We start from the raw sequence: 24,647 nt of genomic DNA on the forward strand, positions 1-24,647 counted from the left end.
TCGGGTGTGTCGAACCAAACGGTTAGGTGAGACGGGATGTAGACGTGGAACATGGGAAAGCGACGGCAGGACCCGGTCGAGGTAAACGCTGACGGGTCTGCTGATCTCTACGAGATCTCGAGCTGGGAACCCCGGTCGAGGTTGGACCGGTTCGCCCACTGGCTCTACCACGTCGGGATACGCACGCTGCGGTATCTGGTCGTTCTCGCAGCCATCGCGATTCTCCTCCTGCAGGTGGCGTTCGGGAGCCTCGGCGCGCTCGGCGACCAGCCGCTATTTGCCGGGATGGCCATCCTCTCTGCCGTGCCGGCGCTCGGTCTCGCGGCCTACATCTACTACGCCGACGTGACCACGCAGGAACCGCTGACGCTGCTCGTGGGCACGTTCCTCCTGGGCGTGCTGTTCGCAGGCTTCGCGGGCATCCTCAACGGCATCTTCGGCGCGCCGGTGCAGGCTATCGGCTCCGGGTTCGGCCTGGTGCCGTTTCTCGGCCAGGTGTTCTTCTTTTTCCTCATCGTCGGCCCCGTCGAGGAGACCGTGAAGTTGCTGGCGGTGCGCCTGTACGCCTTCCGCGACAACCGCTTCGACGCTGTCGTCGACGGTGCGGTGTACGGGGCCATCGCCGGCCTGGGCTTTGCGACAATCGAAAACGCGCTGTATATCACCCAGAACACCGAGATGGTCGGCGGGACGGTCGAGTTACTCGCCGCGAGCAGCAACATCACCGCGGTCAGGGCGCTCGCGGGACCGGGCCACGTCATCTACTCGGCCTTCGCCGGCTACTACCTCGGTCTGGCGAAGTTCAACCCCGACGATGCCGGCCCAATCGTCCTGAAGGGACTGCTCATCGCCTCGCTCATCCACGCCGTCTACAACACGCTGGCCGGCCCCGTCACAGCTATCGCGGCCACGATATACAACGTCGACTTCCTCGTCGCCTTCTTCGGCTTCGTCATCGTGTACGACTCGATCTTCGGCCTGCTGTTGCTGAAGAAGGTTCACGCATACCGGCAGGCGTACAAGCGCGCTCACGCTGACCAGGACGAGACCGGCCTCCGCCCGGAACAGACCGAGTTCGACCCCTAGACCAACTGTTCGACGTATTTCGCGACCACGTCGACCTCCAGATGCACCGGGTCGCCGACCGACTTCTCCGACAGCGTCGTCTCGGCGTACGTCGTCGGGATGATCGCCACGTCGAACTCGTCGGGGCGACGGTCGGCGACGGTCAGGCTGATGCCGTCGACCGTTATCGACCCCTTCTGGACCAGGTAGTCCTGATGGGCCTCGGGCAGGGAGAACGTGAACGTCCAGTCCTCGCCTTCCTGTTCGATACCGACGATCTCGGCCGTCGTGTCGACGTGGCCCTGCACGATGTGGCCGTCGAACCGGCCGTCGGCGGGCATCGCCCGTTCGAGGTTCACCCGGTCACCGCCTGCAAGATCGTCGAAGAACGTCCGGGCAAGGGTTTCCTGGGCGAGAAACACCTCGAACCACTCGCCGTCGGCCGCCTTCTCGACGGTGAGACAGACGCCGCTGACGCTGATCGACTGGCCGTGGTCGAGCCCCTCGAACGGCGCGCCGATCCGCATCCGACGCCCGCCCTCGTCGTCAATAACTGCCTGCACCTCGCCGGTCGTCTCGACGATTCCGGTGAACATATCCCAGATACGGCACGGCCGGCGGAAAGCGCTTTGCTTCCCGACAGTTCAAAGTATACTCGAAACTCAGTAATTAATTTCCAAACAGTAGGCAGAAGGAATTTACGCCTACCACCGGTAGCGCGGTGTATGGCAGCCACGCCCGACGCTGAGCACGACTGGACTACCCGTCACGCGCGGACGGAGCCGACCGAGACGCGGCGGGTCGTCGACGTACCCGACGAACGCAAAGACTGGGACCTGCGGCACGCGGAGACGAAAGGCCGCAGCTAGCGCTGGAGGACTTCGACGCCGACCAGTTCCGCGCCGGTCAGTGCACGGATGTAGGCCCCGCCCGCGATAGAGACGTGGCCGAACTCGTCTTCTTCCATCCCGTACATCTCGATGGCCCGCGAGGTGTCGCCGCCGCCGACGACGGAGAAGCAGTCGGTGTCGGCGATGGCTTCGAGCACGCCGGCGGTACCGACAGAGAACCGCTCGTCTTCGAACATTCCCAGCGCGCCCTTCACGAAGACGGCCTCGGAGTCGCGGATGATCGGCGAGTACTCCATGACGGTCTCGCTCCCGACGTCGAGGTAGGAGACGCTCTTTTCCTCGATGTCGTCGACGGCCTGCTCGGCCCGGTCGCCGTTCTCGTCCTCGTAGGCCAGGTCGACCGCGAGCGTGATCTGGTCGCGGTGGTCCTCGAGCATGGACTCGATCTTCTCGCTGTTTGCCTCCCACTGCTCGTCGTAGAGGTTCGCGTCGTCGATGTCGTACCCGACCGGGTAGCCAGCGGCCCGCAGGAACAGTTCCCCGGCGATGCCGCCCAGCAGGAAGTCGTCGACCTTCTCGTCTAAGTGGGTCATCACGTCGATGACGTCGGTGGCCTTCGTCCCGCCGACGACCATCGTCACCTGCCCGTCGAACTCCTTCTCGGCGATGGCGGTGTTTGCCTCGTACTCGGTTTCCATCACGCGGCCGGCGTAGGCGTCCATGACCAGCGGGAAACCCACCAGCGAGGCGTGCGAGCGGTGGGCCGCCGAGTAGGCGTCGTTGATGTAGGCGTCGAACTCGCCTTTGAGCGTCTGGACGAACTCCGTCTGTGACTTCACTTCGGGGTCTTCCTCGGGGAGTTCGTCGTCGCACATCCGCGTGTTTTCCAGCACGAGTACGTCGCCGGCGTCCAGATCGGCGATGTCGTGGATCGCCTGTGGCCCGTAGGTCTCGTCGACGAAATCCACGTCGTGGTCGATGTGCTCCGCGAGGATGTCGGCGTGCTGGGAAAGCGAGACGAAATCGTCCCGACCCGGGCGGCCCTGATGGGCCAGCACTGCAATCTCGAACCCGCGGTCGACGAGTTCGCTGATCGTCTCCGCGTGGCGGTCGAACCGTCGGTTGTCCTGCACTGAGCCGTCCTCCACCGGAGAGTTGAGATCGAGTCGGACGAGGACGCGCTGTCCGTCGTCGAGGTCATCGAGCGTCTGGAAAGTCATCACTCGAGAGGTAACCTGCCGACCGCTTAACGGTTTCCGAGTCCGATAGCGGGCGGCTCGCTCGACCGAGCCATACCGCCACTACGCCTTCTGTCTCGGCTGCTGACTCGGAGAGGGAGAGAAGGGATGGGGTGGGAGTGGGTGGGGATCTCTTGTCCGCTGTACCCGGCTGTGGGTCACGGGCTGCCCACTGCGGATACGGCTGACTGCGCCGACACACAGAGCCTGCCAGTTGTGTGGGACTGATTCACACTCTGTGTGTATCAAGATGGTTTGTGAACAATCGTGATAAACTTTTCTTCTATTTTAACCAGTTTCTGAACAAAACGGCCAGGAGACGATTACTCCGTGATGTACTCGGCCACGTCGAGCATCCGGTTCGAGAAGCCGTACTCGTTGTCGTACCAGGTGAGGATCTTCGTCATCCCGGAGACGACGTTCGTCGACTGCAGGTCGACCTGCGTGGAGTACGGGTCCCCGAGGATGTCCGAGGAGACGACGTCGTCGCTCGTGACGCCGAGGACGCCCTCGAGTTCGCCGGCGGCGGCTTCCTCGAAGGCGGCGTTGACGTCGCTCTCTGTCACGTCTTCGTCGAGGTCGACGACGAACTCGGTGATGGAGCCGTTCGGCACCGGGACGCGGATGGCCATCCCGTCGAGTTTGCCTTCGAGCTCGGGCAGGACCTCGGTGGTCGCCTGGGCGGCTCCGGTCGAGGTCGGGATGATGTTCTCGGCGGCCGCACGGCGACGGCGTGGTTTGCCGTTCGGGCCGTCCATCAGGTTCTGCGAGCCGGTGTAGGCGTGGACCGTCGTCAGCTGGCCGGCGTTGATGCCGAACTCCTCGTCGAGGACCTTCGCGACCGGCGTGATGGAGTTGGTCGTACAGGAGGCGTTCGAGACGACGTCTTCGCCGTCGTACTCGTCGTGGTTGACGCCGTAGACGAGCTGCTTGACCGGCTCGTCGCCCTTCGGTGGCGCGGAGATGAGGACCTTGTCGGCACCGGCGTCGAGGTGCTGGCTCGCGTCCTCCTTGGTTCGGAAGATGCCGGTCGCCTCGAAGGCCACGTCCACGTCGAGGTCGTCCCACGGGAGCTGTGTGGGGTCGGTCTCGTGGAAGATACCCGCCTCGAAGTCGGTCCCCTCGACCGTGAGGACGCCGTCGTCGACGCTGGCGCCTTCGAGTTCGCCCATGACGGTGTCGTACTGGGCGAAGTAGTCGATCTCCGAATCGTCCATCACGTCGTTGATACCGACGACTTCGACGTTGTCGTTTGCTAACGATGCCCGGAATACGTTCCGGCCGATACGGCCGAAGCCGTTGAGGCCGACGCGAACTGGCTCACTCATTGGTGTCTAGAGAGGCAGTCGGTCAGTGTAAAATGTTTTCGGATTTGTTGTAAATTTGTGTTTGTTTATGCGCGTTCGAGCACGAATGATTAATAGTGATAGTGCCAGTTCGGGTGAGAGTGCCCGCTCGGCAGTGTCGGTGGGCAGGTAGTGGGTTGGTCCGAAGGCTTTTGAAACGGACGGACGTACTGACCGGTAGGAATGAGACGTGATGACAGTGACGACCCGTTCGACGAGTTCTTCCGGGAAATAGAGCGGATGATGGACGAGATGATGGGGGCCGAAGGCGACGTCCACATCGACCGGGACACCGGTGGCGGTGGGGCTGACCTCCACGTCGATGTTCACGAAACCGACGAGGAGATCCGGGTCGTCGCCGACGTTCCGGGCGTCGACAAGGACGCAATCGACCTCAAGTGCGATGGCACTGTCCTCACGATCAACGCCGAAAGTCCGGAGCGCGAGTACCACGAACGACTGACCCTGCCGACTCGCGTCGACGAACACTCCGCCGCCGCGACGTACAACAACGGCATCCTCGAAGTCACCTTCGACCCCGAAGAGGACTCCGCGGACATCGAACTGTAGCGCGCCCGGCACACGGTTCTGATTTTCCGCGCGCCAGCCCCAGCGCGCTTGCTTCGCTACTGCTCAGCCGTTTGGCGTATCAACGCCGCCAGATCGTCCCAGAAGCCGTCCTCGTACTTGGTCGCCGAATCGATTGTCGGACGAGCGTTCGTCTCGTTGACGACTGCGCGGTCCTCGGTTACTAGGAGGTCGACGCCGAGGTACGGAATCGCCAGTTCGTCGGCCGCGTCTTCGGCCAGTTCCCGGAGCTCAGCCGGCAGTTCCCGCCCTTCGGCTTCGGCCCCGCGGTGGACGTTGTGCTTCCACCGGCCCTGCTCGCGGCTCGCTTCGGGGAGGCGGCGCTCGACTGCGCCGACGTACTCGCCGTCGACGACCATCACGCGGTAGTCGGCGGCGTCGGCCATGTACTCCTGGACGAGAAACGACTGGTCGCCGACCGCGCGGTAGTCGTGGACCAGATCGAGGTAGTCGACGATGCCGAGAAACGAATCCAGGTCGTGGGCCTTGGCCACGCCGACGCCGCGGGTCGTCGAGTTCGGCTTCACGACCACGGGCGGGTCGAACCGCTCGAAGGCCGCCGTTAGCTCGGCCTCGCTCGCCGGGTTCGACACGACCACGGTTTCGGGAACGGGGACGTCCGCACGGCCGAGCCGCGCCAACACGTCGGCCTTGTTCCGCGAGCGGAGGATGGCCTCGCGGTCGTTGACCCACGGCACGTCCAGCATGGCGTCGGCGACCGCACCTTCCATGATTCGGGAGGGATAGACGAAGCCCACGTCGTACTCGCCGAAGGGACTCTCGTCGAGCGGCAGCGTCCGCTCGGCCGTCTCGACGTGGCCCACCTCGATGTCACGGGCCGCCAGCGGCGCCTGCATCCGCTCGAAGGTCTCGGCGTTCGTGGCGACGGCCAGCCTGTGCATGGCTTTCAGTTGTCTTGGAGGAATAAAACACGCTCGCAGCCACTCTCTGCACACGGTGATCGGCCTCTGTTGTGTATCGCGTACTGTCCGCTACCCTCCACAAAATAGAGGTGTATAATGGATATATGCGAAGTGATTAAAGAAATTTGCAGACAAATACTAAGTATACTGGGGAAAATAAATCACATATGTACGACGACATTCTCTTTCCGACCGACGGGAGTGACGGCGCAAACGAGGCGCTTGCACACGCGCTCGAACTGGCAGAGACGCACAACTCGACGATTCACGTGCTCTCTGTCGTCGATTCGACGTATCTCGGGAGCGCAGCAGCAGAAGCAACGACCATCGAATCGCTGCAGGAACGGACCGAGCAGGTCGTAGACGAGACAGTCGAGGATATTGCTGACCACGGCACGGACGTCGTCGCCGAGCACCGAATGGGTGATCCGTACGAGGAAATCCTCGACTACGCCGAGACTGCGGCCGTCGATATGATCGTCATGGGGACCCACGGCCGGAGCGGCCTGGACCGGTTTCTGCTGGGGAGCGTCACCGAGAAGATCGTTCGGACGGCGGACGTCCCCGTTCTCACTGTGCGTCTCTCGGACACCGAGTCGTAGCCAGTGCGGTCGCTACGGACGCTCGAACGGTGGAAAAGATCGACGCCTACGCGATCAGCTTTTCTTCGCCACGTTCGACCTTGATGCGGCAAGAGGGCGTGATCTTGTTGTAGGCGCGACGGAACGCTTCCTTGACGTGCTCTGCGTCCTCGACGTTGACGTAGGCCGTAAACAGTCGCTCGCCGGCCTGGACCCGGGCGGCGGTGCCGACGATCTTCCCGAAGGCGGCGCGCATCCCGTCGGAGACACGGTCGGCCCCGGCACCGGTCGCCTGCTTGTTCTCGCGCAGGACCTGGTGGGGGAACTTCCGCAGCGTCATCTTGTAGTCGCCCTCTTCGCCGATCTCTTTGATGAGGTGGCGGTTGGCCGACAGGCGGGAGGCCTCCAGCGAGCCGTGGCGGAGCTGGACGGTCTCCTCGACGATGAGGCTGATCTGGACGGGATAGTCGTCAGCGTCCTTCTGCTTGCGGCCCATCTTGTGCTGTGCGATCTTCGATCCGGGAATGCCCGTGATGTATTCGCGTCGGGTGTACGCGGGCTTGTCGATGTCCCGGTACATTGAGGCGGGTTTGTCCGACATAGGTACTCTTGGAGAATACGTCGCCGAGCGGCCCAATAAGGGCTTCGAACCCGCCCGGCGGCGTGCTGTAGTGTCCCACACAACCGCGAACGGCGGAAAACGGACCAGTGCTGCGGCGACTGTGCCACCTGTTCTCGACCTATGTGTGTGTGTGTGTGTGTGCGGACTGCCGGTGCTGGTCCGGTAACACTGCTGTCACCGCGCTCTTTTACCATTCGCGCGCGTACGAATGCTACCATGAACATGCTCGTCGACGGCGAGTGGCGGACCGACGCGTACGAAACGACGAACGAGGACGGAGCTTTCGACCGGCAGGACACCACCTTCCGGGACCGAATCGAGGACGACCCCGACGCGCGGTTCCAGCCCGAGGCAGGTCGGTATCACCTGTACGCCTGCCGCGCCTGTCCGTGGGCTCACCGGATTCTGGTCGCCCGGAAGCTGCTGGGACTCGAAGACGCCATCACCGTCGACTACATCGACCCGTTCCGCGGCGAGGACGGCTGGCAGTTCACGCCCGACAAGGACGGCTGCACGCCGGATACGGTCAACGGGGCGGACTACCTCCGCGAGGTCTACGTCGCGGCCGACCCCGACGCGACCTGCCGCGTGACGGTCCCGGTGCTGTGGGACAAGCAGGAGGACACTATCGTCAACAACGAGTCCAAGGAGATCCTCCGGATGCTCGATACCGAATTCGACGACGTGTCGGACAACGACGTGGACCTCTACCCCGAGGGGTACCAGGACGAGATCGACCGGATCATTGACGACATCTACGAGCCCATCAACAACGGCGTCTACCGCTGTGGCTTTGCGAACAGCCAGTCGGCCTACGACGAGGCCGCCGAGGAGCTGTTCGACGCGTTGGATCACTGGGACGCCGTACTCGAAGACCAGCGCTTCCTCGCCGGTGACCGTTTGACCGAGGCTGACATCTGCATGTTCACGACGCTCGTCCGCTTCGATGAAGTGTATCACACCCACTTCATGTGCAACCACAAGCTCATCCGCGAGTACGACAACCTCTGGCCGTACCTTCGAGACCTCTACCAGCTCCCCGGCGTCGCCGAGACGGTGAACATGGACCACATCACGGAGCACTACTACACCACCCATCCCGACGTGAGCCCGAAACGTATCATCCCGATGGGCCCCGACCCCGACTTCGAGGCCGCCCACGACCGCGACGAACTGCCGGGTGACCTCCCCGAGACGCTCTTCCCGACGGCCTAACTGGGCAGTACCGCCGTCGGATATCGAACGCTGAGCCGACGCTGTCCCTTTTATACACCCAGTTCTCACCTGTGTTCAATGAGTCGGGAATGTGAGCGACGCCGGGGTGTGAGCCCGGTCCTCGGTGTCGTCATTCTGATCGGAATTACCACTATTTTGGCAGCCAGCATCGGTGTGTTCGCGCTCGGCTTCAGCGAGCACCAGCCCACGCAGGCCCCGCAGGTCGCTATCGTGGCCGACTACAGCGAGCGGACCACCGGCAATGGGGAGTATCTGAACCTCAGCTTCAAAAGCGGCGAAACCGTCTACAGGGATAACCTCACTGTCGTCGTATCGGGTGGGAAGAGTTCCGACGGCAGCGACGCGACGCTGGACACCGACCCGATACAGGCCCAGGCCTCGACGCGGATTACGTCTGGGACGCAGATTACGATACACCAGGGACAGTTCACCGGCATCGGGAGCGGGGAGTATCTGGACCTGAGTGACGCGACGCTTCGCCTCGTCTGGAACCCGGCGGACGAACCGGAGTCGGAAACGTACGTCATCTATCGCTGGCCGGACCCGAGCCAGCGCAACTGAACGGCTGTTTCGGCTCCGCTGTCGGACTAGCTCTCCTCACTCGGCCAGTGAGAGCGTGACCTCGTCGGTCTCGTAGTCCTCGATGAACGACCCGGAGCCGCCAAGCGAGACGGTCCGGTCGCCGATGTCGACGACCAGCGTGTGTTCGATGGGGTAGGAGTTGGTCTGTGGCTCGGCGACGCCCTGTTTCGTCTCGACGACGGTCCCTTCGATAGTAGTGATGTCGTCGTCGGCCTGCACCGCCCGCACTTCCGCGGAGACGCGGACATCGTGGCCGGCGCGCAGGTGGAGCGTCGCCTGGAGGACGGCGTGGCGGAAGTCGTGGTAGGTGGCCGGGAGCGGGGCCGGGTCGGCGACGGTCACCTCGGTGGCCATCAGCCAGTAGTTCCCGAGGAACGACCCCGAAAGTACCGGGACGAGCTGTTGCTGGACGAAGGCGATGGCCCGCTGGTCGGAGTTAGTCCGTGTCACCATCTCGGCCGGGGAGACGAGGCCGAACTGGGCGTCGACGGTGAGCATTATCGGCATCGGCTGGTTCCAGGACCGGGCTACGGAGGCCAGCCCGCTCACGTCGTCGGGGCGCAGGTCGTCGGCGCTGCTGACGACCAGCATCACCAGGACGCCGCGGTCGACGGCCGCGACCAGTTCCTCCGAGATTTCCGGGAGGTACTGCTGGGGAACCGACAGCATGATCTCGCGCTCCGCGTTTCTGATATACTCCGTGAGACGCTTGATGACTGTCACCCGGGACTTGATGACGTCGAACTGTTGTGGCTCTCGTGCGCTCGCCGAGTATCGGGAATCGAGTGCCCCGCTCATCTCTTCGAGCCGGTCGGTCAAGGCGTCGATGACTTCCTCGGGTGGTCGGGCGCGGATCGTCGTGGGCACGACGTGGTCGTTGACCTCGACGAACCCGCGGTCTTCGAGCGATTCGCTGATGCTGTAGACGTACCGTTTGGAGACCCCGGTGTCGTCGGCGATCTCGCTCGCCGTGGCCTCGCCGCTGCCGAGGATCGACAGGTACGTGTCGACTTCCTTCTCCGACAGGCCCAGTTGCCCCAGCCTGTCCCTGAGAGTCGAATCGTCCATCTGTTCACATCTGGTACCGGCGGCGGATAATTGTGTTTCGGTGCTCTGTGGCCCGTCAACGCTACCGAACCGCCGAAACGGGGGCGTACCGTCGACTGGCCCGCCACCTCCCCAGTAATAAGGATGAAAAACTATTACACCATATTTTATATCCCTCGCGGTGGTGTCTCTCACCAATGACGCTCCGGACGGCACTTAACGACTTCAAGCGGACGCGGGACCGCCGCCACCTGTTCCCGGGCGAGTTCCGCTCTACGACGGGCATTTTCTCCGGACTCGACAGCCGGTTGGTGTACGTTGACAGCGACGGTTCGTTGCGGGACTACTCCTATCCGCTGTGTGGGCTCACGGGGATTGACCGCTCGCGGTTCGGCGTCGAGACGGGGTCGACGACGTGGTTCAGCGCCGACGCCGATCAGCGGTATCGCGGTGACGCCGGCGTCGTCGAGACGGTTCACGACTGCGGCGACTGGGCTGTCGTCCAGACGGACTGTACTATCGAGCAGGCCCACGTCACCCGGTTCGAACTTCGCGGCGACGTGCCCGCCGACGTGTCGCTGCGGGCGTTCGTTGATTTCGCACCCGACGGGCGGGACGGTCAACAGAGCCTGTTGATGCACGGAAACACCGTCGAGGCCTACCATCGGTCGGAACACGACTTCGTCGGCGTCTCTACCGAACTCGACGCCGTTCAGGGCCAGATCCCCGAGCGGTTCCCCGAACTCGTCGACAGTGATCCGGTCCCGTTCCCCCGGGTCACCGGGGAACGACGATACGAGGATACGACGCTGACTGGTGGCGTCCTGCTGTCCGCGCCCTTTGCCGACGGCGGCGTCACGCTGACGACGCTGCTGACAGACACGAACGACACCGACCGCGACGCGGCGCTGTCGACCATCAACCGGCTGGTGAGCGACCACTACACCTCGAAGACGCTGCTCGAAGCAGGCCAGGCACAGCGGCGATGGACCGTGCCCGCGGACACGCCACGCCGCGAGAGCGTCGTGGCCGACCTCCGCGTCCTCTCGCTGCTTTCGGCCGCGAACGGTGCCAGAATCGCCGCGCCGGACTTCGACCCGTACTACGTCACCTCCGGCGGCTACGGCTACACGTGGTTCCGCGACGACGCCGAGATATCGGCGTTCCTGCTCGAAGCTGACGGGACGTTCGACCTCGGATTGTCGCCGTGGCACCAGCGTTCCGCCGCGTTCTACTGTCGCACGCAGCGACCGGACGGCAGCTGGCCCCACCGGGTCTGGCCCGGCGACGAGACGCTCGCGCCGGGCTGGGCGAACGCCCGGCTCGAAAGCGGTTCGGACGCCGATTACCAGGCCGACCAGACCGCGAGCGTCACCACCTTCCTCGCGACGTATCTCCGGACCGGCGAGCCGGCCGACCCGGAGTGCATCGAAGCCACGCTCGGGCGCGCTGTCGAAAGCATCGACGACACGCTGGCCGACGACGGCCTCCCCATCGCCTGCCAGAACGCCTGGGAGAACATGCAGGGGCGGTTCACGCACACCGCTGCGACCTTCCTGCACGCCTACGCGGCCGTCGCGCGCGCTCCCGTCTGTGCTACGCTCCGGGACCACGCCCGGTCGCAGGCCGAGACGGTGCTGTCTTCGCTGGACGCGCTGTGGACCGGTGACCGCTATGCCCTCCGCGAACACGACGGGACCATCGACGACCGACTGGACTCCGCGACGCTGGCCCTCCCTGCCGCCTGTCGTGTCGCCGCCGAGACCATCGATTTACCCGTAGAGACCCGCGAACGGCTCTGCACCCACGTCGAAACGACACTCGACGGGCTGGAACGGGACACCGGCGACATCCGCGGTCTCATCCGCTTCGAGGGCGACGACTGGCGGCGCGGCTCGCAAGACCGCGAGAAAATCTGGACTGTCTCGACGGCGTGGGGGGCGAACAGTGCCGCTCAACTGGGTGCGCTCCTGCATGACGCTGAGGACAGCCGAGCGGCGGCGGCCTACGCCCGTTCCCGGGACCTGCTGGGCGAGATCCTTCCCGGTGGCTCGCTCGTCCAGTCCAGCGGCTACCTCCCCGAGCAACTGTTCGACGACGGGACGCCGGACTGTGGCACGCCGCTCGGCTGGCCCCACGCGCTCCGGCTGGCAACTGTCGCCCACCTCGCTGACGCCGGGGAGCTCACTGCCGAGCCGCTGAGCGCGCGCGAGTAAACTGCTGAGGCACTGATACGGATTATTGGAGCGATTTACCGGTCTGCTCCGATCCCGGTGTCGGAGCTATCCGGAAATAATCTACAACAATCCGCACGACCCTCCGCGGGAATCTCTTTACGCGGACCGCGCTGCTTGACGTTCGAAAACGTAGCGGATAGCCGTAGGGACTCTATAACTGGTCGAAAACAGCGACTACGTCCGGACGCGGATCACTGACTATCGTCCTACTGCGGTGCTGCGACGGGCGCGTCCTCGCCGGCCGTGACCGCCTCGCCGGTCTCCGTGTCGAACAGATGAACGGCGGATTCGTCGAACGACACCTGCACGCGGTCGCCGATGGCCGGCTCCACGTCAGTACTTACCCTGGCGATGAAATCCGGCGCGCCGTCGCCCTCGAACCCGATCTCCGACTCGCCCAGATCGAGATAGAGGTAATTGTCGCTGCCGATGGGTTCGAGCACGTCGACCGTCGCCGGGACGGCGCTTTGGTCGCCGCCGTCGCTGACGGAGACGTGTTCCGGCCGGACGCCAAGCACGTACGAGCCGCGCTGGATATTGCCGAAGGCACTGACGCGGCCGCCCGTGAGGTCATAGGCGAAGTCGTCGTTCGCGCCGGTGAGCTGCACGCCGTCGCCGAACGGCTCCGCGGTCACGTCGAGGAAGTTCATCGAGGGCGAGCCGACGAAGCCGCCGACGAACTGGTTCGTCGGGTTCTCGTACACCGTTTTCGGACGGCCGGCCTGCTGGAGTTTCCCGTCGTTGAGGATGACGATGCGGTCGCCCATCGTCATTGCTTCTTCCTGGTCGTGGGTGACGTAGACGGCCGTGATGCCGAGTTCCTCTTGCAGGCGCTGGATCTCCGTCCGCATCGTCGTCCGGAGCTTCGCATCGAGGTTCGACAGCGGCTCGTCGAAGAGGAACACGTCCGGCTCGCGGACGATGGCGCGCCCGAGCGCGACCCGCTGTTTCTGGCCGCCGGAGAGCTGGTCCGGCGTGTCATCGAGCAAGTCGCCGATACCCATCATCTCGGCCGTCTCGGTGACTCGCTCCTGCCGTTCCTTCTTTGAGAGGTCCGTGCTCATCCGGAGGCCAAACGCCATGTTCTGCCGGATGGACTTGTGCGGGTACAGCGCGTAGTTCTGGAACACCATCGCCACGTCGCGCTTGCGGGCGTGAACGTCCGTCACGTCCTCGTCGCCGATGCGGATTCGGCCGCTCGTCGGCCGCTCAAGTCCGGCAATCATCCGCAGCGTCGTCGATTTCCCACACCCCGACGGGCCGACCACCGTTACGAACTCCCCGTCGTCGATGGACAGGTCGACGTCGTCGACCGCCACGATGGAGCCACCGTCGAACTCCTTGCGGAGACCGTCTAGTTCGAGACTCGCCATTACACGGAGTCTCACACCCATCGCTAATAAGTTTGATGGGATTTTTCATAGAAGTTCTAGCGTCGCCGCAGATGAACTGGGACCTCCGCGAGGCCAGTCGGCTTAGCTGTCGATCACCGCTGGTACCACGACGATGTCTCCGACTTCGACCGTTCCGTCGCTTCCGACCTGATCGCCACTGAGAAGATCGGTGCCCCCAATCGGGGTTTCGGGCGAGACTGTCGCGGTCCCCTCGCCGAAGTGGAGGACGATCAACAGTGTCTCATCGCCGTCGGTGCGCTCGTAAGCGACGACTCTGTTCGCATCGCCCGATTCGACGGTGTGAGGAACCGGACGTACCCCGGGCGCACGCAGTGCGGCGTGGTCCGCTCGCAGCGCGACCAGTCGCCGGTGGAAGTCGGTCAGTGCGTTGTCGCCGTCGTGCCAGCGCATCGTCCCGCGCTGTTGCTCGACGCCCCGTTCCTGGCCGGCGTATACCATGGGCGTCCCGGGGAGCGTGAACGTGGCTCCGACGGCCGCCCGCAGCGGCGCAACGCCGCACTCACCGAGGTAGCGGTCTTCGTCGTGGTTGTCGACGTACCGCATATGCGCCGTGCGGTCGGGGTAGCCGTGCTCGGCCGTCGCGTCGAGTGCCTCGAACAGCGCCGACGCCGGTTCCTCGCCGGTCCCGATGTCGCGGAGCGTGTCGAACAGGTCCGTGTCGTAATGCACGTCGAACTCGTTTTCGGCGAATGCGGCGTCGCGCGGGACCGTCTCGTCGAGCAGTAGGAACTCGGGGTCGTCAGCTTTCACCCGCTCCCGGACCTCCTTCCAGAACCCGTGTGGCACGCCCCAGGCAACGTCACAGCGGAACCCGTCGACCACGTCGCGCCACTCGTCGACCACGTCGAGCATCCAGCGCCGGACCTCGATCGAGTCGTAGTTGAGGTTCGGGATCCGCGTCCAGTTGAAGTAGTGGCCCGGCGCGTCCTCGCCCGCCCAGTCGATGTCGGAGACGTCCTGTGACACCGGAATCCGCTCGTAGTAGTCGGCGTACTCGGGGACGCCGGCCCGGTGAAGTTGGAACGCCGGATGGTCCCGCGAGCTGTGGTTTATTACCAGGTCGAAGACGACCCGGATCCCGGCTTCGTGGAGCCGGTCGACCAGCGACTCGAACTCCCGGCGGGTCCCCAGATCCTCAGCGGTGTCGAAGAAGTCCGTGATGTGGTAGCCGTGTCGGGTCGGACTCGCCTGAATGGGGGTGAGCCACACCACATCGACGCCCAGCGACTCGATGTAGGGGACCCGCCGTTCGATGGCCTCGAAGGTCGTGTCGACGGTCTCGCCGGCGAACGACCGGACGAATATCTCGTAGATGGTGGCGTCGCCGGCCCAGGCCGGCGGGTCGGCCGGCCGTGTGACGGGCACTCCGTCGTCTGCGGTCGCGTTTCCGTTCCCGTCGCTGCACTCCACGACCAGCGTGTCCGCGACGCTGTGGCGCTCGGCGACGGCGACCGCGTGAATCCGGGCCGACTCGGACAGGCCTTCGCGTGGGACCCGGAGTTCGTCGCCGTCGACAGTTATCGCGGACTCGTCCAGCGCGTCGCGGCCGTCGAGATAGAACTCGACTTCCGGTTCGCTCCCCGACGGGGCCGCGCGGGCGTCCGCCGATACGACGAGGTCCCGGTCTTCCGTCTCACCGGTGAGTTCGACCCGCGGGCGACCGGGTCCGTTCACGGTAACCTCGTCGGTTGCGGTCGACTCGAAGGAGCCGTCGAAGCTGAAGATCGCATGGTGGGTCCCCGGTGGGAGTTCGGTCTCGATGACCCACTCGTCGCCGTCGCGCTCGGCCCAGTGTCTCCCCATCGTGAAGTCATTGAACTTCCCGATGACGATGGCGCGGTCGTCGAGGTCGCCGGTATCGCCGTCGCGGTCGAAGTCCTCCGCCGTGACGCTGAATCGGGTCGTCTCGGTGACTGCCGGAAACGCTCTGACGACCTGTTCGTGTGTGCCGTCCGGTGCGGTTAACTCGGCCCGGTAGATTCCCGGAACGTCCGGTTCGAGATCGCAGACCGGGCCGTCGCCGAGCGTCGCCGTGCTCGCAGCCGGCCGGTCGATCAGCCGCCACTCGGCGGTCATATCCGGATCGGGCTGGCGCGGGGCCAGTTCGACCGCTTCGCCGATGGTGACGAACCGCGGCGGTCCTGGGTGGTGCATACGCCTACGGTACGGGGTCGGTACTGTGAGTGTTACGCTTCTGGTTGAAATTTAGAAAAGATATTACTTCGTATATTCTCCTCTATCCGATCTGTTGAAATCGACACACAGCGAGGCGAATTCGCGCCGTTTCTCGGAATCTATCATCATTGTCTCCTTCTATTTCCGAATGATTTAAGTTATGAAGGACTATTTCATCCAATATCTATCTATGACAATGGAACGACGGACGGTGCTCAAACGGATCGGCGGTGTCGGGGCGGCTACAGCCCTTGCTGGCTGTAGTGTGCAAGAGCAGGGCAGTGGCGGCTCGGACGGCGAAACGGCTTCCGGCGACGGCTCGGGCGATGGGGCAAGCGGCGGGAGTCAGCAGTCCGGCGGGACCGCGACGGCGTGGTACCAGCTTCAGGATTCCGAGATCCCTGCACGCGAGGACGCGATGGAGACGTTCGCGAGCGAGACGGAGTTCGGCGTCGAGGGATCGGACATCTCCAACATGGAAAAGAAGACCACGAGCGCGATTCCGGCCGGGCAGGGGCCGGAGATCTTCGAGTGGGCGCACGACTGGGTCGGCGACTACTACCAGCGGGAGTTCGTCGTCGACCAGTCCGACGAACTCTCCGTGAGTCTCGACCAGTTCACCGACGCCGCAGCCTCTGCCGTCCAGTTCGACGACGCCGTCGTCGGCCTCCCGCACTCGGCGGAGACGGTGACGCTCATCTACAACGCCGATATCGTCGACGAAGCGCCCGAGACCGTCGACGACATGGTGGCGGCAATGGAGGAATACCACGACCCGAGCAGCAGCCAGTACGGGCTCGCCGCGCCGTTCAATCCGTACTTCACGAGCGGCTGGATCCAGGCCTTCGGCGGCTACTACTTCGACCCGGAGCAGGACCCGGCGCTCGGGCTGGATGCCGACGAAGCCATCGAGGGGCTCCAGTTTGCCCTCGACACCCTCCGCCCGTACATGCCCGACGACCCGACCTACGAACCCCAGGCCGCGACGTTCTCGGAGGGAAACGCCGCTTTCGCGGTCAACGGGCCGTGGTACCTGGCGACGCTGAACCAGAACGACGTGGACTACGAGGTGGCGACGTTCCCCGAGATCGACGGCGGCGAGGTGACGCCGTACACCGGCATCTCAATGTGGTACTTCGCGGACGCGATGAGCGAGGGCGGGGCCGACGCCACGGCCGCCCGGAACTTCGTCGAGTGGTTCGCCACCAACGAGGACCACGCCACGCGCCTCGCCGAGGAGCAGGGCGCGATCCCGGTGCTCGACAGCCTCGTCGGCAGCGACGAACTCCCCGACCACGTCCAGACGTACTCCCAGACCGTCAGCCAGGGGGTCCCGATGCCGACCGACCCGCGCATGAACAAAGTGTGGTCGCCGCTTGAGAACGCCCTCATCGAGGCGTTCAACGGCGACGCGACCGCCGAAGGCGCACTGACGACCGCCGCCGAGGAAATCCGCAGCAACTGGGAGTGAGAAACGTCCATGAGTACGGTTTCACGGGCGGCGGACCGCATCGAGTCGGTCCCGTTTCTGACGCGGGACGACGCGTCGTTACTGCTAGTGCTCCCGGGGCTGTTCGTGTTCTCGGCGTTCATGCTGTTCCCGGTCCTCTATCTGCTGGGCATCTCCTTCACCAACGCAGAGCCGGCGAACCTGTTCGCCGGCGAGGGCGTCGTTGCCGTGCTCACGTTCGGCGACGCGCTGTTCGTCGGCCTGGAGAACTACGCCGACGTGCTAACTGACGGCCAGTTCTGGAACTCCTTCGGCGTCACCTGGCTGTTCGTCGCCACGAGCGTCACGCTCAAGATCTGGGCGAGCCTGGCTATCGCGCTTATCGTGACCAGCGACCTCGTCCGCGGCAAGCGCGTCCTGCGGTCGCTCATCATCTTCCCGATGGGGCTGCCGCCGATTTTCACCATCACGGTGTGGCGCGGCATCTTCAGCTCCGCCGAGTTCGGGCTGATGAACCAGCTGCTGACCGCGTTCGGCGCGAGTTCGGTCGCGTGGCTGTCGGGCCGCTGGACCGCCTTCGTCGCGTACAACGTCACGGAGGCGTGGCTGGCGTACCCGTTCATGGTCATCATCACCGTCAGCGCGCTACAGGACGTGCCCGAGGAACTCCACGAGGCGGCCGTCGTCGACGGCGCGGGCTTTCTCGCACGCTTCGCCCACATCACGCTCCCCTCGATTAAACGCCCCGTGCTGTTCGCGTCTATTCTGACCTCTGCGGCGTCGTTCCAGCAGTTCCTCATCCCGTTCGTGTTCAACCAGGGCGGTCCGGCACGGGCGAACGAACTCATCGTCGTCTACGGCTACCGCGAGGCGCTGTCGTTCCAGCAGTACGGCCGCGGTGCGGCCATCAGCATCATCGCGCTCGTGTTCATCGGCGCGTTCATGTGGCTCAACGTCAAGAAGGGCAAACTCGCCGACGGGGTGAACGACTGATGCTGCTCGGCGCAATCGCTCGGAAGCTCGGCGACGACATCAAGACGTTCGCGACGATGCCTGCACGGACGGTACGGAAGTGGTCCTACACCGTACAGGCGGTCCGTCGGGGCGAACTGCCCGCGTCCGAAGTCCTGAAAGTCATTCTCTCGACTATCGCGGCGACGGTGGTGGTGCTGGCACTCCTCTTTCCGATCTACTGGATTCTGATGGCGGCCCTCTCCGGCTCCGGCAGCTCGCTGTACACCTCCGAGAGCTTCTCGTTGCTGCCCTCGAACCCGACGGTCAAACCGTTCATCTGGGTTATCGGCGACCTCATCGTGCCGTCGTACTCGATCTCCGCCGCGATCCCGTTCACCGACCTCGCCTTCGTGTTCCAGACGCCGGGTATCGAGATTCTGGACGCCTCTGACTACGGCGTCGACCGCCCGTCGGAGTTCAAGCGCTTCCTCTGGAACAGCCTCATGGTGGCGATTCCGACCGTGCTCATCGCCATGTCGCTCATCATTCCGGCGGCCTATGCCCTCTCGCGGCGAAAGTTCCTCTTCCGCCGGAAGATCCTGTTCGTCTACGTCCTGATGACGCAGGTCGGTGGTGGGCTCGGCGTCGCGCTGCTCATCGGGATGTACGCGCTGTACGTCCAGTTCGGCATCAACGACAGCAAGCTAGCGCTTGCGGTGTACTACGCGGCGACCGCCGTGCCGTTCAACACCTGGCTGCTGAAGACCTACATGGACGGCATCCCGGTCTCCTACGAGGAGGCCGCTGTCGTCGACGGCGCGCCACCGTGGCGCGTGGTGACGGAGGTCATCATCCCGATGTCCACGGCGGGGCTGGCGACGGTGTTCATCTTCGTCTTCCTCACCGGCTGGACGGAGTTCGTCGTCGCCCAGACGCTGCTGGGGACGGAGAACTACACGCTGCCGGTCGGCCTGTACGCGATGGTCGACGAGTACTCCATCCCGTGGGCGCGCTTCTCCGCGTTCGCGCTCACCTTCGCCTCGCCGATCATGCTGGCGTACCTGTTCGCCCAGCGCTACATCGAGGGCGGCCTCTCCTTCAGCGGGATGGAAGGCTAAGCCGGCGCGACACCTGCCGTCATCCAGCAGCCCTCATAGGGTGGTTCGTCTTGTTTTCTGACCGTCCACCGGTAGCTCGACGTCGTCCCGTTCCTATTGACGACTGTCACTGGCTGTGACGCGGTGTCGCCGTCGCGGTCGAGCGGTCCGTACCGCACGCCGGTCGCGTTCAACAGCGGTTCGAACCCGCTTTCGATGGTCCGGACGAAGTTCGAGTACGGCCCCGTCAGGCCACGGTTCGACGGGGACGCGAACTGCCAGGTCGTGTTGATGCCCTCGTTCGTCGCCGGATCGTTGTTCTGGAGCGCCAGCACCTGGATGTGGACGACAAGTCCCGGCGGGCGCTCGCAGTTCGGCCGCAGTTCGAGCACCCGCGGCTGTGTCACCGCCGACCTGTTGGCGTCGACGGAGACGTTGCCCCAATAGCTCCCCTCGCCTGTCTTTTCGACTGCTCGCGTCTCGTCCGTCGGCACGTCGGCGGGCGTTATCGTCGCTTCCGACCCTGCCGAGTCGCCGCCGCCGAAAAACGCCCCACAGCCCGCCAGTGAGACGAGAACGGCGAGCGCGACGAGCACCAGCGGCCGAACGGCTGTCATACACCTGTATTGGGGTGGAGCCCCTTCGGTGTTCTGTCGCCGCGTCCGTTCGCTGCGTCGCTTGGCAGCGGTCGATGCCGTCAGCCGAGTCGTTCCTCGACCGCGTCGATGTCGCTCGGTTCGTTGACGTTGTGACACCACCCGTCGAGTTCGACCGCCTCGACGCGGTGGTCGGCGCTCAGCAACAGGTCGATTGCGTCGGGGAGTTCGTATTCACCCCGTTCGGAGGGTAACGTCAGCGCGCAGGCGTGGCCGATGGCCGGTTCAAAGACGAAAAAGCCCCGCGTGACGAGCGTCGACGGCGGGTCCGACGGTTTCTCGACGAGACCGGTCACCCGCCCCTCGTCGTCCGTCGTGACGACGCCGGTCGTCCTGGCTTCGGCCCGCGACACGTCCTCGACGAGCAGCGTCGCGCTGGCGTCAGTTTCGCGGTGGTGGTCGACTGCGTCGTTCAGGTTCGCCCGGCAGACGTTGTCGCCGTTCAGCACGACGAAGGTCCCGTCGACGGCGGTGCGGGCCCGTTCGAGCGCGTGGGCGAGCCCCAACTGCTCGTCCTGCCGGACGTACGCTATCGGCGCGTCTCGATACTGGTCGCCGTAGCGGGACACGATATCGTCGCCGCGGTAGCCGATGACGACGACCAGGCGGTCGACGCCGACGGACAGCAGCGCGTCGAAACAGTGTGTCAGCAGCGGCTTTCCGGCCACCTCGACAAGTCCCTTCGGCTTGTCCGCAGTGAGCGGTCGCATCCGCGTCCCTTCGCCGGCAGCGAGTACGACGCCATCCATATCCGTCCCGATGCTCGCGCCGGCTAAATGCCTGTGGGCGAGCGGGTTTTGTCTCTGGCCCGCCAACTCCACTGTATGGCTGAGGAGTGTGACACCTGCGGCCGGTCAGTCACCGCCGACGAGGCGATCCGTCGGGAGACCATCGGCGACCTCGACACCGACCGCTGGCAGACGCTGTGCTGTCCGGACTGTGGTGCGCGGCTCCGGACCGTCTTCGTCGGCCCGGACTAGCGGGGAAAAAGACAGGTGGCAGCAGCGTGTGGCTCTGATTCATGGAAGACGACGCGTGGCGTTCGGTCGAGATCATCCGCGACACCGACGGCGTGCCCCACGTCCTCCAGCAGAAGGTGCAGGTGTTCACTAGCGGTGTGTCCGAGGAGTCGGCCGGCTACACGAAGCCGGCGATGGAACACCGGTTGGTACCGCTCAAGGACCTCACGAAGTTCGGCCGGTCGTAAGGACCAGCCGTCGGGGCACTCAGCGCCTCGGCCGATAGCTCGGGTGCTGGACCGGTTGGACAACGAACACCTCGGGATACACTTTTGCGCCCATCCGAACGAGTAGCAATAATGGCTGAACCGCTGTACGTCGGTGTCGACCGGAGCGACGAGTCCTGGGTCGCCGTCGCGTTCACCGGCGACGGCTTCGACCACGCGTCGGTGTTCGACAGTATCGGCGAGTGTTGGTCAGCCTACGACGAGCGCGCCCGCCGGATACTCGTGGGCGTCCCGATCGGACTCGTGGAATCCGGCGAGCCGGACCGCCGGTGTGACGAACTCGCCCGGTCAGTCCTCGGTGAGCGCAGCGCGACGATCCGCACACCGCCGGTGCGAGAAGCGACCCGAAAACAGCGCTACTCGACGGCCAACCGCGTCCACAGGCGCAAGACTGGACACGAACTCTCCGAGCAGGCGTTCGCACGTAGCGACAGCCTTGCTCGGGTCGACGAACTCCTGCAGGAACTGCCCGAGGCTGCCGCGGCCATCCGGGAATCTCACCCGGAGGTCTGTTTCAGGGCCTTCGGCGGCGAGCCGCTTGGCTACTCGAAGCGCACCGCCGGGGGATACGCCGAGCGGATGCGGGTTCTGGCCCACTACGACCGCGACGCCGCCCCGACGGTCCAGAAAGCCGCCGAAGCGACTGGTGGCACGGCGGTGGCTGTCGACGACGTACTGGACGCCGTCGCCCTCGCGTATACGGCGCAACCGGGCGACGGGGAGTTGTACACGCTGCCGCCCGAGCCGCCGCGAGATGCGGCGGGGTTGCCGATGGAGATCGTCTACCGGGCGGCGTCGCCACTGGTCGAACAGTGACGTGTCTCGACGAACGCCGTCGCTCGTCGTGAGTTATGTGCGTGCCAGCGACACTGCCGTGTACGCTACGGTACACCGCGACCGCTGACAAGTGATTATAGTGCTAGACTGTAGACAGAACCCGTCTTACAGTCGCGTGAGGTTGGTCGCACGCGGACCCTTGTCCGCCTGCTCGATGTCGAACTCGACTTCCTGCCCCTCTTCGAGGTCAGGGCCGCCGACGTCTTCCATGTGGAAGAAGACGTCTTCGTCCGCATCGTCGGTTTCGATGAAGCCGTAACCACCAGTGTCGTTGAAGAAGTCGACAGTGCCTTCCGCCATTGTTAGAGCCGTGTGACGTTGTTGGCGCGCGGACCCTTGTCCGCCTGCTCGATGTCAAATTCGAGCTCCTGTCCTTCCTCGAGGTCCGGGCCGCCGATGTCTTCCATGTGGAAGAAGACGTCTTCGTCCGCGTCCTCAGTGTCGATGAAACCGTAACCGCCAGTGTCGTTGAAGAAATCAACCGTTCCTTTCGCCATTGCAACCAAAGAGATGCCAGCACCACGGATAACAGTGTCGGTACGATGCTCTGGTAGGAAACAGAGAGAACCGACTGCAGTCTTGCGATTATGGGGTGTGTAATACTGTCATGCCACATTGCGTCGCCGGATCTCCCATCCGGCTGTAGACGCCCTTGTACCACATCCGGTCTTACCGTCTCACTAACCAAATAGAATTAGACGCGTGAAACTGATATATAATTATGTACCGTGGCGTGCGGGCCCGTCTCGCGCCGTGGCTGCTCGCTGGCTTCGGTCTTGCTCTCACAGGTTCGGCTGTTGTCTGGCACCTCGGTATCGAGACACGGCGCATCGGGCAGCTTGGCGGCCCCGCACTCGCACTGGCCCTCGACGGACTGCTCCCACTGGTACTGGTGTATGGCAGCTATCGGCTCGTCTCGTCGTCGACACCGGGGGAGCAGGTATGGACAGTTTTCGTCTGGAGCGTTGTCGGCAGCGTCGCAGTCGGGGCTATCATCGGCTTGAGTGTCTTCATCCGTATGATAGAAGGGCGGACAATCGCCGAACCGGTGTTCGTCACCCTGTTGGCGATGGATACGGGCGCTGTCACGGGTCTCGTCGCGGGCACGCTCGCGGTTCAAGCCCGTCAGGACGCCAGCCGTGCGACCCGAACCGCGAGCACGCTGTCGTTCGTCAACGACCTGCTCCGACACGATATCGCGAACGGTCTGGTCGTCATCGACGGTCGGGCGACGATCATCCAGCGCAACGCCGACTCCGAGGTCGCACAGACGGCGGCGGACGCGATCCATGAGCAGGTAACCGAACTCGATACCCTGGTCGACAACGCCGGGGCCGTCGCAGAGACTCTCGGTTCCGATCCGGCCTTCGAACCGACCGACATCGTCGCAATCGCCGAGACGGTGATACAGCGAATCGAGCAAACACACACGGTCGCTATTGAACTTCAGGCCCCGGACAGCGCGATGGCCTATGCCAACGAGGCCGCTCGCCCGGTTCTCCGAAACCTCCTCGAAAACGCCATCGAACATGGGACGCCGGCAGCCGAACTCTCCGCCGAAGGGACCGCGACAGACGGGTCCGCGTTGCAGGGCGAGGCGCGGCCGCCGGACACGACTCAGGCGGCGGCAGACGGGCACGACCACCCGTCGGTGTTCGTCGCGATTCGCGAGACCGGCGACATTATCGAGACTCACGTGATCGACGACGGACCGGGGATTCCCGACGACCGGCGCGACAGCATTTTTGACCCGCGAGCGGGCGACACGCACGGCGGCGGGCTCCATCTCGTCGAGACGCTCGTTACGAGCTTCGGCGGCGGCATCTACCTCGCCGACACCGCCAGTAAACCCGACACGGCCTTCCCCGACACCGACCTCGACGGCGCACATTTCGTCGTCGAACTCCCGCAGGCATGACACCGATCCGCACGACCGACGTTTCTTGATTGTGGGGGGCACAGTGAGGGGTATGTTCCCTCGCTTGCGTGCTCAGGGTCCGGCCGCGCTCGTCCCGCTCGCGTGGCTGCTCGTGGGACTGGCCCATCTCGATGCGGTCACTGACCGGACGGTTCTGGTCTTCCACGTCGTCGCTGCCGTCCTTATCGCTGCCTTCGCTGCCCTCTCGTGGGACGAGATGGAGTCAGGTGTCCTCCGGGTCTGGCGCGACATTCTGCTCGTCGGACTCCTGCTGACCGTCGGCGGCATCATCGGCTTACGCTACTCCCCGCTCCGGGACCCGTTCCTGACAACGACGATACTTGGGTGGATGGTCGTTCCGGGCGTGGGCCTCTACTACACCGGCAAGCGCGTTCCGGCAGACCAGCGGGCGTACACGGCTGGAGCGGCGCTGAGCGTTCTTGGTGCGGCGGTCTACGCCGTCGCGCTGTTCCCGGCGGCAGAATCCGCGCTGCTCGCCGGCATCGCGCTTGTGCTGGTCGGCCAGACCGTCGGTATCGTGCAAGCGGCTCGCCGGCCCGAGGAAACGCCGTCCGGCTAGGGC

Annotated in this window: 27 protein-coding genes; 15 read left to right on the forward strand and 12 right to left on the reverse strand. The window is 64.5% G+C overall.

Going from position 1 to position 24,647, the window contains the following annotated elements:
• Positions 1–51: 51 nt before the first annotated feature.
• Positions 52–1,086, forward strand: coding sequence for a PrsW family intramembrane metalloprotease (locus tag ACOZ4H_RS03305; RefSeq protein WP_424327954.1), 1,035 nt, complete (start codon positions 52–54; stop codon positions 1,084–1,086).
• Here the strand turns inward: ACOZ4H_RS03305 and ACOZ4H_RS03310 are convergent.
• Complete coding sequence (locus tag ACOZ4H_RS03310) at positions 1,083–1,661, reverse strand: riboflavin synthase (protein WP_424327955.1); 579 nt, start codon at positions 1,659–1,661, stop codon at positions 1,083–1,085. The two genes, ACOZ4H_RS03305 and ACOZ4H_RS03310, sit on opposite strands and share 4 nt — an antisense overlap.
• A gap of 129 nt (positions 1,662–1,790) precedes the next feature.
• Between ACOZ4H_RS03310 and ACOZ4H_RS03315 the strand changes: the two genes are divergently transcribed.
• A complete protein-coding gene (locus ACOZ4H_RS03315) occupies positions 1,791–1,934 on the forward strand; it encodes a hypothetical protein (protein WP_424327956.1) in 144 nt (47 codons plus the stop codon).
• Here the strand turns inward: ACOZ4H_RS03315 and ACOZ4H_RS03320 are convergent.
• Both ACOZ4H_RS03320 and gap read right to left on the reverse strand, forming a co-directional pair.
• On the reverse strand, positions 1,931–3,136 hold the full coding sequence (locus tag ACOZ4H_RS03320) for a phosphoglycerate kinase (RefSeq protein ID WP_424327957.1): 1,206 nt from the start codon (positions 3,134–3,136) through the stop codon (positions 1,931–1,933). The two genes, ACOZ4H_RS03315 and ACOZ4H_RS03320, sit on opposite strands and share 4 nt — an antisense overlap.
• Before the next feature lie 341 nt (positions 3,137–3,477).
• A complete protein-coding gene (gap, locus tag ACOZ4H_RS03325) occupies positions 3,478–4,482 on the reverse strand; it encodes a type I glyceraldehyde-3-phosphate dehydrogenase (protein WP_424327958.1) in 1,005 nt (334 codons plus the stop codon).
• Positions 4,483–4,683: 201 nt separating this feature from the next.
• On the opposite strand from gap, the gene ACOZ4H_RS03330 reads away from it, so the two are divergent.
• Positions 4,684–5,070: an Hsp20/alpha crystallin family protein gene (locus tag ACOZ4H_RS03330; RefSeq protein WP_004590910.1), complete on the forward strand. Its 387-nt coding sequence runs from the start codon at positions 4,684–4,686 to the stop codon at positions 5,068–5,070.
• A 56-nt stretch (positions 5,071–5,126) separates the two neighbouring features.
• Here the strand turns inward: ACOZ4H_RS03330 and ACOZ4H_RS03335 are convergent, their stop codons facing one another.
• Positions 5,127–5,990: an ATP-grasp domain-containing protein gene (locus tag ACOZ4H_RS03335; RefSeq protein WP_424327959.1), complete on the reverse strand. Its 864-nt coding sequence runs from the start codon at positions 5,988–5,990 to the stop codon at positions 5,127–5,129.
• Between the two features lie 188 nt (positions 5,991–6,178).
• Between ACOZ4H_RS03335 and ACOZ4H_RS03340 the strand changes: the two genes are divergently transcribed.
• A complete protein-coding gene (locus tag ACOZ4H_RS03340; protein ID WP_424327960.1) occupies positions 6,179–6,613 on the forward strand; it encodes a universal stress protein in 435 nt (144 codons plus the stop codon).
• A gap of 46 nt (positions 6,614–6,659) precedes the next feature.
• Here ACOZ4H_RS03340 and ACOZ4H_RS03345 read toward each other — a convergent pair whose 3' ends face one another.
• A complete protein-coding gene (locus ACOZ4H_RS03345; protein ID WP_424327961.1) occupies positions 6,660–7,193 on the reverse strand; it encodes a 50S ribosomal protein L16 in 534 nt (177 codons plus the stop codon).
• 237 nt (positions 7,194–7,430) lie between these two features.
• On the opposite strand from ACOZ4H_RS03345, the gene ACOZ4H_RS03350 reads away from it, so the two are divergent.
• Positions 7,431–8,429, forward strand: a complete 999-nt coding sequence (locus ACOZ4H_RS03350) for a glutathione S-transferase family protein (RefSeq protein ID WP_424327962.1) — start codon at positions 7,431–7,433, stop codon at positions 8,427–8,429.
• Between the two features lie 108 nt (positions 8,430–8,537).
• The gene (locus tag ACOZ4H_RS03355) at positions 8,538–9,011 is read left to right on the forward strand and encodes a type IV pilin (protein WP_424330331.1); all 474 of its coding nucleotides are present in this window, start codon (positions 8,538–8,540) and stop codon (positions 9,009–9,011) included.
• 36 nt (positions 9,012–9,047) lie between these two features.
• Here the strand turns inward: ACOZ4H_RS03355 and ACOZ4H_RS03360 are convergent, their stop codons facing one another.
• Positions 9,048–10,100 carry a TrmB family transcriptional regulator gene (locus ACOZ4H_RS03360; protein ID WP_424327963.1) on the reverse strand — a complete coding sequence of 351 codons (1,053 nt, stop codon included), beginning with the start codon at positions 10,098–10,100 and terminating at the stop codon, positions 9,048–9,050.
• A gap of 176 nt (positions 10,101–10,276) precedes the next feature.
• Between ACOZ4H_RS03360 and ACOZ4H_RS03365 the strand changes: the two genes are divergently transcribed.
• Positions 10,277–12,295 carry a glycoside hydrolase family 15 protein gene (locus ACOZ4H_RS03365; protein WP_424327964.1) on the forward strand — a complete coding sequence of 673 codons (2,019 nt, stop codon included), beginning with the start codon at positions 10,277–10,279 and terminating at the stop codon, positions 12,293–12,295.
• A 227-nt stretch (positions 12,296–12,522) separates the two neighbouring features.
• On the opposite strand, the gene ACOZ4H_RS03370 is transcribed toward ACOZ4H_RS03365, so the two are convergent.
• Together ACOZ4H_RS03370 and ACOZ4H_RS03375 are read right to left on the reverse strand one after the other, a co-directional pair.
• Positions 12,523–13,689 (reverse strand): ABC transporter ATP-binding protein, encoded by a 1,167-nt coding sequence (locus ACOZ4H_RS03370; RefSeq protein WP_424327965.1) that lies wholly within the window; start codon positions 13,687–13,689, stop codon positions 12,523–12,525.
• A 102-nt stretch (positions 13,690–13,791) separates the two neighbouring features.
• The gene (locus tag ACOZ4H_RS03375; protein WP_424327966.1) at positions 13,792–15,885 is read right to left on the reverse strand and encodes an alpha-amylase family glycosyl hydrolase; all 2,094 of its coding nucleotides are present in this window, start codon (positions 15,883–15,885) and stop codon (positions 13,792–13,794) included.
• A 211-nt stretch (positions 15,886–16,096) separates the two neighbouring features.
• Between ACOZ4H_RS03375 and ACOZ4H_RS03380 the strand changes: the two genes are divergently transcribed.
• Genes ACOZ4H_RS03380 through ACOZ4H_RS03390 form a run of 3 tightly spaced genes read left to right on the forward strand, consistent with a single transcriptional unit; the run spans position 16,097 to position 19,428 of the window.
• Positions 16,097–17,377 carry an extracellular solute-binding protein gene (locus tag ACOZ4H_RS03380; protein ID WP_424327967.1) on the forward strand — a complete coding sequence of 427 codons (1,281 nt, stop codon included), beginning with the start codon at positions 16,097–16,099 and terminating at the stop codon, positions 17,375–17,377.
• 9 nt (positions 17,378–17,386) lie between these two features.
• Positions 17,387–18,349 (forward strand): carbohydrate ABC transporter permease, encoded by a 963-nt coding sequence (locus ACOZ4H_RS03385; protein WP_424327968.1) that lies wholly within the window; start codon positions 17,387–17,389, stop codon positions 18,347–18,349.
• Positions 18,349–19,428 carry a sugar ABC transporter permease gene (locus tag ACOZ4H_RS03390; protein WP_424327969.1) on the forward strand — a complete coding sequence of 360 codons (1,080 nt, stop codon included), beginning with the start codon at positions 18,349–18,351 and terminating at the stop codon, positions 19,426–19,428. The genes ACOZ4H_RS03385 and ACOZ4H_RS03390 overlap by 1 nt, the downstream gene beginning before the upstream one ends.
• Here the strand turns inward: ACOZ4H_RS03390 and ACOZ4H_RS03395 are convergent.
• Together ACOZ4H_RS03395 and ACOZ4H_RS03400 are read right to left on the reverse strand one after the other, a co-directional pair.
• Positions 19,425–20,024: a DUF4864 domain-containing protein gene (locus ACOZ4H_RS03395; protein ID WP_424327970.1), complete on the reverse strand. Its 600-nt coding sequence runs from the start codon at positions 20,022–20,024 to the stop codon at positions 19,425–19,427. The two genes, ACOZ4H_RS03390 and ACOZ4H_RS03395, sit on opposite strands and share 4 nt — an antisense overlap.
• A gap of 80 nt (positions 20,025–20,104) precedes the next feature.
• The gene (locus ACOZ4H_RS03400) at positions 20,105–20,812 is read right to left on the reverse strand and encodes a sugar phosphate nucleotidyltransferase (RefSeq protein WP_424327971.1); all 708 of its coding nucleotides are present in this window, start codon (positions 20,810–20,812) and stop codon (positions 20,105–20,107) included.
• Between the two features lie 75 nt (positions 20,813–20,887).
• Here ACOZ4H_RS03400 and ACOZ4H_RS03405 point away from each other — a divergent pair, with 75 nt between their 5' ends.
• The 3 genes from ACOZ4H_RS03405 to ACOZ4H_RS03415 all read left to right on the forward strand — a co-directional run bounded on the left by ACOZ4H_RS03405 (position 20,888) and on the right by ACOZ4H_RS03415 (position 22,125).
• Entirely contained in the window at positions 20,888–21,043 is a 156-nt protein-coding gene (locus tag ACOZ4H_RS03405; protein ID WP_424327972.1) for a hypothetical protein, read from the forward strand.
• 41 nt (positions 21,044–21,084) lie between these two features.
• Positions 21,085–21,270: a hypothetical protein gene (locus tag ACOZ4H_RS03410; RefSeq protein ID WP_424327973.1), complete on the forward strand. Its 186-nt coding sequence runs from the start codon at positions 21,085–21,087 to the stop codon at positions 21,268–21,270.
• 111 nt (positions 21,271–21,381) lie between these two features.
• Positions 21,382–22,125, forward strand: coding sequence for a DUF429 domain-containing protein (locus ACOZ4H_RS03415; RefSeq protein ID WP_424327974.1), 744 nt, complete (start codon positions 21,382–21,384; stop codon positions 22,123–22,125).
• Positions 22,126–22,251: 126 nt separating this feature from the next.
• On the opposite strand, the gene ACOZ4H_RS03420 is transcribed toward ACOZ4H_RS03415, so the two are convergent.
• Complete coding sequence (locus ACOZ4H_RS03420; RefSeq protein WP_004515391.1) at positions 22,252–22,446, reverse strand: cold-shock protein; 195 nt, start codon at positions 22,444–22,446, stop codon at positions 22,252–22,254.
• A gap of 2 nt (positions 22,447–22,448) precedes the next feature.
• Positions 22,449–22,643, reverse strand: coding sequence for a cold-shock protein (locus tag ACOZ4H_RS03425; RefSeq protein ID WP_004515390.1), 195 nt, complete (start codon positions 22,641–22,643; stop codon positions 22,449–22,451).
• A 224-nt stretch (positions 22,644–22,867) separates the two neighbouring features.
• On the opposite strand from ACOZ4H_RS03425, the gene ACOZ4H_RS03430 reads away from it, so the two are divergent.
• Positions 22,868–24,064: an ATP-binding protein gene (locus tag ACOZ4H_RS03430; RefSeq protein WP_424327975.1), complete on the forward strand. Its 1,197-nt coding sequence runs from the start codon at positions 22,868–22,870 to the stop codon at positions 24,062–24,064.
• A gap of 52 nt (positions 24,065–24,116) precedes the next feature.
• Positions 24,117–24,644: a hypothetical protein gene (locus ACOZ4H_RS03435; RefSeq protein ID WP_424327976.1), complete on the forward strand. Its 528-nt coding sequence runs from the start codon at positions 24,117–24,119 to the stop codon at positions 24,642–24,644.
• Positions 24,645–24,647: the final 3 nt, after the last annotated feature.

Origin of the sequence: Haloarcula amylolytica (genome assembly GCF_049705545.1) — an archaeon.
Classification (GTDB): domain Archaea; phylum Halobacteriota; class Halobacteria; order Halobacteriales; family Haloarculaceae; genus Haloarcula; species Haloarcula amylolytica_B.